This is a genomic window from uncultured Jatrophihabitans sp., assembly GCF_964246335.1.
In the GTDB taxonomy this organism is placed as follows: domain Bacteria; phylum Actinomycetota; class Actinomycetes; order Mycobacteriales; family Jatrophihabitantaceae; genus Jatrophihabitans.
In genome coordinates this window covers 1-5,243 of sequence record NZ_CAXTQF010000116.1, presented here as the reverse complement: position 1 = coordinate 5,243, position 5,243 = coordinate 1, and the positions used below count along the sequence as shown (strand labels likewise).

Genomic DNA, 5,243 nt, shown 5'->3' with positions numbered 1-5,243 from the left:
AGCGCCGGACTCCTAAGCCGGGCGTCGCAGGTTCGAATCCTGCCGGGGGCACCGAATCTCGGTCCAGCTGGCGGTAGCGTGCGCGACACCCGGCTGCACCGCCCGTGCGGTCCGGCGGGGCAGAGGGAGACGCGTGACGATCGATCGGTTGAAGCTCGACGAGACCGTGCCCGGCTGGCTGCCGGAGGTCGACTACATGTTCTTCGAATGGTTCCTGCGCGACCAGGAAGAGCGCGACGTGCGCGGTGATCTCGTCGAGCTCGGCGTCTACCTCGGCAAGAGTGCGATCGTCATCGGCGATCACCTTCGCGACGGCGAGACCCTGACCGTGGTGGACCTGTTCGAGGACGACGCAGGCGACGACTCCAACCGCACCGAGAACGTGGAGTCCTACACCGGGCTGACCCAGGAAGCGTTCGAGGGTTACTACCGGATGTTCCATCGCGACCTGCCTGTGGTCCACCGCGGATTCTCGTCGGAGATCCGCCGGCTCGTCGCCGACGACAGCGTGCGTTTCTGCCACGTCGACGCATCGCACCTCTACGAGCACGTCCGTACCGATGCCGCCTCGGCCAAGGCGCTGCTCATCGGTGACGGCATCGTCGTGTTCGACGACTACCGCTCGCCGCACACTCCGGGAGTGGCGGCGGCGGTGTGGGAAGCAGCGATCAGCGACGGCATGCACCCGCTGGTGCTGACCTCGCAGAAGTTGTACGGCACCTGGGCCGACCCGGGTCCGCTGCTGGACCGCTTGCGCTCGTCGATCCGGCGCGAGTTCGAGGTCCAGCAGATCCTGGGCCGCGATGTCATCCGGGTACCGTCTGAACCTCCCCGCGTCGTCGCCCGGCCAGGGAAACTGACGGTGCTTGCCAAGTCCCTGACGCCGCAGGCGGTCAAACCGGCGTTGAGGACCGTGCGTCGCGAGATCCGGCGGCGTCGCCAGACCCACTGACCGGCAGCATCGTTTCTTGCATGCCGAGATGACCAGATTCGAAGGCTGAATCTGGTCATCTCGGCATGCAAGAAGCGAACAGTGGGCGCGGCTGCCAGGATTGCCGTGTGGGTAGGCGGCGCGGTACGTCACCGGGGACGCCTGGCGGCACACCCGACCGTCCCGCGTTGTTCTTCGCCGACGCCGCCGAGTTCCGCGACTGGCTGGCCGGCAACCACGACACTGCCACCGAGCTGTGGATGGGGCTGTACAAGAAGCACGTCGCTGCCCGCGGACTGACCTGGGCCGAAGCGGTGCCGGAAGCATTGTGCTTCGGCTGGATCGACTCGCGGGTCGAACGCATCGACGCCGACGCGATCCGGCAGCGCTGGACGCCGCGCAAGCCGACCAGCACGTGGAGCGCGGTCAACGTGGCGCACGTCGAACGGCTCGTCGGTGAAGGGCGGATGCACCCGGCAGGGCTCACAGCGTTCGAACGCAGGCGCGCGGAACGCACCGCGATCTACGTCTACGAGCGCGCCGAGGATGCGGAATTGCCGCCGGAGTACGCGCAGTTGCTCGCCGCCGACGCCCGCGCCACCCGGTTCCTCGAAATCGCGACGCCGTCATATCGCAAGCACGTGACGAGCTGGGTGGTGTCGGCGAAGCAACAGGCGACGCGGGACCGCCGGATGGCGCAGCTGATCGACGACAGCGCGGCCGGTCGGCTCATCCCGTCGCAACGGTTCGGCCGCGAGCCGTCGTGGGTGGCCCGTGCCCGCGAGGCAATCGGCGACCGGGAGTGAGAGACCCGAGGTGGTTCACGTCGGGTTGACGCGTCAGGATGGCTGGATGACGTCGACGCACGGGCTGCGCGACCTCGCAGTGACGCCGTTGAACGACGTCGGGTTGTGGGCACGCACCAACCTGTTGATCGTCATCCTGCTGATCATCGGCGCCGTCCTGCTCACCCGCCTGGCGAACTGGGTGGGCAATCGGATCACCGACCAGATCGACCGCAGCGCCGACCAGTCCGACCTCCTCGTCCGCTCGGAGGCGATGAAGCACCGGCACGCGGTCACCCAGGTCATCACCTGGGCGCTGCTCGCGGTCGTCTACAGCCTCACCGCGGTGCTCGTCGTGAAGCTGCTCGGGCTGCCGATCACCGGATTCGTGGCGCCCGCAACGGTCGCCGGCGTGGCGCTCGGCTTCGGCGCGCAGCGCATCGTCGCGGACATCTTCTCCGGCTTCCTGATCGTCACCGAACGCCAGTACGGCTTCGGCGACCTCGTCCGGCTGACCATCGCGTCCACCGGGCTGCCGCCGGTGACCGGCACCGTCGAGGAGGTGACGCTGCGCATCACCCGCATCCGCACCAACACCGGTGAGGTCGTGACCACGCCGAACGGTCAGATCATCCAGGTCACGAACCTCTCGCGCGACTGGGCCCGTGCGGTCATCGACGTGCCGGTGCCGTTGACCGCGGACGTCAGTCAGGTGACCGACGCCCTGCGCGCCGTGTGTGACGAGGCCTTCGCCGACCCGTCGCTGCGCAAGCTGATGCTGGACGCCCCGTCGGTGATGGGCGTCGAGAGCATCGAGGTGGATCAGTTCAACGTCCGGGTGGTGGCGCGCAGCCTGCCCGGCAAGCAGTTCGACGTCGGTCGGGCGCTGCGGGCGCGCATCACCACGCGGCTGGCCCGCGACGGCATCACCGTTGCCCCGGCAGTCGACACCGACGACCCGGCGTCCGCGTCGTGACCGGCGAGCGCATCCGCGCCTGGTACTCGGCGCACGTCACCGCGCGCCCGTCGACGCTGGTGCTGTCGGTGCTGTTCGTCGTCGTGCTGGTGCTCTATTTCCTGATCCGGCCGATCTCGGCCAACCACGAAGCGCCGCAACGCACCACGCATTCCACGCCGACGCCCACACCGAGCCCGACTAGGCCGAAGTCGGCCACGTCGTCGGCTACGCCGTCGTCGTCGACGAGTTCCTCGTCGACCGAGAACAGCAGGTCCGCCACACCGACGCCGACGTCGACGACGCCGGGCCCGACGACCTCGACGTCGATGACGCCCTCGCCCACTCCGTCGCCGACGACCACGTTGCCGCGACCCGGCGGCAGCAAGACGGCGACGCCCACGCCCACGCGCACGGCGACGCGCAGCCCGTAGGACCGTGCGCATCGAACTGGTCTCCGGTGACATCACCCGCGTCGACGCGCAGGTGCTCGTCACCGCCGCGAACAAGTCCCTCAAGGGCGGTGGCGGCGTCGACGGTGCGATCCACCGCGCTGCCGGGCGTCAACTGCTCGCCGCACTGCGGCCGCTCGCGCCGTGCCCGGCCGGCGATGCTGTGATCACCGACGCGTTCGAGCTGCCCGCACCCGTGCGGTACGTCGTGCACGCAGTGGGTCCGCGGTACGGGTCGGACAAGCCGAGCGACGCACTGCTCCGCTCGGCCTACCTCGCGGCTATCCGCTGCTGCGACGAGGTCGGAGCTCGATCGGTCGCGTTCCCGTCGCTGTCCACGGGCGCCTACCGGTACCCGCTCGACGAGGCGTGCGACATCTCCGTCGACGCGCTCCGGCATGCGTCTACCCGGGTGGAGACATGCCTCCTCGTCGCCTACGACCGACGCACCCACGACAGCTGGCAGCGCGCGCTCGACGCCACGAACCGCACATGACTCACCGCGTGCCGGCGAGCGCCGCGGCGTCCGCGCTCGCGACGATCTCGTAGCGCGGATTCGCGATCGCCAACCTGCCGTGGAACTCGCCCACCCGGCCGGTGACCCGCAGTACCGCGCCGCACACGATCCCGGGGACCTCGGTGCGTCCCATGAACAGCAGGCGCAACCCGCCGGAGTCGTCGAACAGCTGGACCTCGAGCGACCGTCCGGCCGATGCGCCGAGCTGCACGGATCGCACGGTGCCCTCTACGCACACCTTCTGCCGGGCTTGCGCGTCGGCGATGGGCGTGGCGCCGGAACTGCGCGCCGGTGCCGCGCGTCCCCGCGTGCGTAGTTGCGGCCGAACGGCGGAGTCGTGCTGCCTGCGCTCGATGTTCTCGATGGCGTCGTGCGGCAGCGTGGTGTCGAACGGCACGATGGTGGCGGCGACGTGCGGGATGCGGCTGACCGCCTCGGCGATGTGGTCGGCGGTGCGGTCGTGCAGCAGCCGCTGCGAGATGCGCCCGAACGTGCGCCGCGGCAGCAGCACGGTGACCTCCGCGCGTTCCTCGATCACCGCGTCCAGCGCGAGCTCGGCGATCGTGCGCGGCAACCGACGATCGGCGCACTCGACGAGTTCGAGCGGGTAGCGGTCGATCAACCCGCGCTGCGTCCACTCCCGCTGCAGCTGCTGTGCCTCCTGCGCGTCCAGCACCGCGTGCACGACGCGCAGCTCGGTCGGGCGCAGGCTACCGGCGTAGCGCAAGGCACGCAGCACGGCCAGGTCCAGCCGGTCGACGCACACGAGGACGGTGTGGAAGCCGTAGTGCGCGGCCTCGGCCTGGTCCTTGCGGTCCTTGCGCACCCACGTCGCGAGGTCGAGGGAACGCGCCTCGGCACGGTAGCGGGCGTTCAACCGCATCAACGCCAGCCAGCCGACCGGGAACAACAGGACGACCAGCCAGGCGCCCTCGGTGAACTTGACGATCGCGAACACCAGCACGACGACGGCGGACACCACGCCGCTGGTCGCGTTGATCGTCAACTTGTGGCGCCAGCCGCGCTCGCGGTGCGTGTGGTGGTAACGCGCCATGCCGAGGCCGGCCATCGTGAAGCCGGTGAACACCCCGATCGCGTAGAACGGGATCAGCGCGTCGACGTTGGCGCCGACACCGAGCAGCAGCGCGACCGAGAGCGCGGTCAGCACGACGATGCCGCTGCTGAACGCCAGCCGGTGCCCGCGGCGGGTCAGCTGCCGCGGCAGGAACGAATCCTCGGCGATGAAGCTCGCGAGGAACGGGAACCCGGTGAACGGCGTGTTGGCGCCGGTGATCAGCACGAGTGCAGTGGCCAGCTGCACGACGACGAAACCGACGTTGCCGACGAGGTCGTGCCCGAATGCGGCGTGCGCCACCTGGCTGATCACCGTCGGATGCCCGTCCTGGAACGGCGCCGCGTGGGTCTGCCAGGCCAGGAACGACACTCCCAGCACCAGCGAGCCGAGCAGGATGCTCATCACGCTGAGCGTGCGACGCGCGTTGCGGCCCTCGTCCGGCTTGAACGCGCTGACGCCGTTGGAGATCGCCTCGAGTCCGGTCAGCGAGGCACCACCGTTCGCGAACGCCTTCATCAGGGCGAAGAT

6 protein-coding genes are annotated in these 5,243 nt (G+C 69.6%); 4 read left to right on the top strand and 2 right to left on the bottom strand.

What is annotated here, in order from left to right; translation table 11 throughout:
• Nucleotides 1–133: 133 nt before the first annotated feature.
• The 3 genes from ACFFCN_RS18460 to ACFFCN_RS18450 all read left to right on the top strand — a co-directional run bounded on the left by ACFFCN_RS18460 (nucleotide 134) and on the right by ACFFCN_RS18450 (nucleotide 2,692).
• Complete coding sequence (locus tag ACFFCN_RS18460) at nucleotides 134–952, top strand: class I SAM-dependent methyltransferase (RefSeq protein ID WP_375494057.1); 819 nt, start codon at nucleotides 134–136, stop codon at nucleotides 950–952.
• 107 nt (nucleotides 953–1,059) lie between these two features.
• The gene (locus tag ACFFCN_RS18455; protein ID WP_375494055.1) at nucleotides 1,060–1,737 is read left to right on the top strand and encodes a YdeI family protein; all 678 of its coding nucleotides are present in this window, start codon (nucleotides 1,060–1,062) and stop codon (nucleotides 1,735–1,737) included.
• Nucleotides 1,738–1,783: 46 nt separating this feature from the next.
• The gene (locus ACFFCN_RS18450) at nucleotides 1,784–2,692 is read left to right on the top strand and encodes a mechanosensitive ion channel family protein (RefSeq protein WP_375494054.1); all 909 of its coding nucleotides are present in this window, start codon (nucleotides 1,784–1,786) and stop codon (nucleotides 2,690–2,692) included.
• A gap of 94 nt (nucleotides 2,693–2,786) precedes the next feature.
• Here ACFFCN_RS18450 and ACFFCN_RS18445 read toward each other — a convergent pair whose 3' ends face one another.
• Nucleotides 2,787–3,074, bottom strand: coding sequence for a hypothetical protein (locus ACFFCN_RS18445; protein ID WP_375494052.1), 288 nt, complete (start codon nucleotides 3,072–3,074; stop codon nucleotides 2,787–2,789).
• A gap of 35 nt (nucleotides 3,075–3,109) precedes the next feature.
• On the opposite strand from ACFFCN_RS18445, the gene ACFFCN_RS18440 reads away from it, so the two are divergent.
• Nucleotides 3,110–3,619 (top strand): macro domain-containing protein, encoded by a 510-nt coding sequence (locus ACFFCN_RS18440; RefSeq protein WP_375494050.1) that lies wholly within the window; start codon nucleotides 3,110–3,112, stop codon nucleotides 3,617–3,619.
• A gap of 1 nt (nucleotide 3,620) precedes the next feature.
• Here the strand turns inward: ACFFCN_RS18440 and ACFFCN_RS18435 are convergent.
• Nucleotides 3,621–5,243, bottom strand: a 1,623-nt coding sequence (locus ACFFCN_RS18435) for an amino acid permease (RefSeq protein ID WP_375494048.1), incomplete at its 5' end; no start/stop codon positions are given.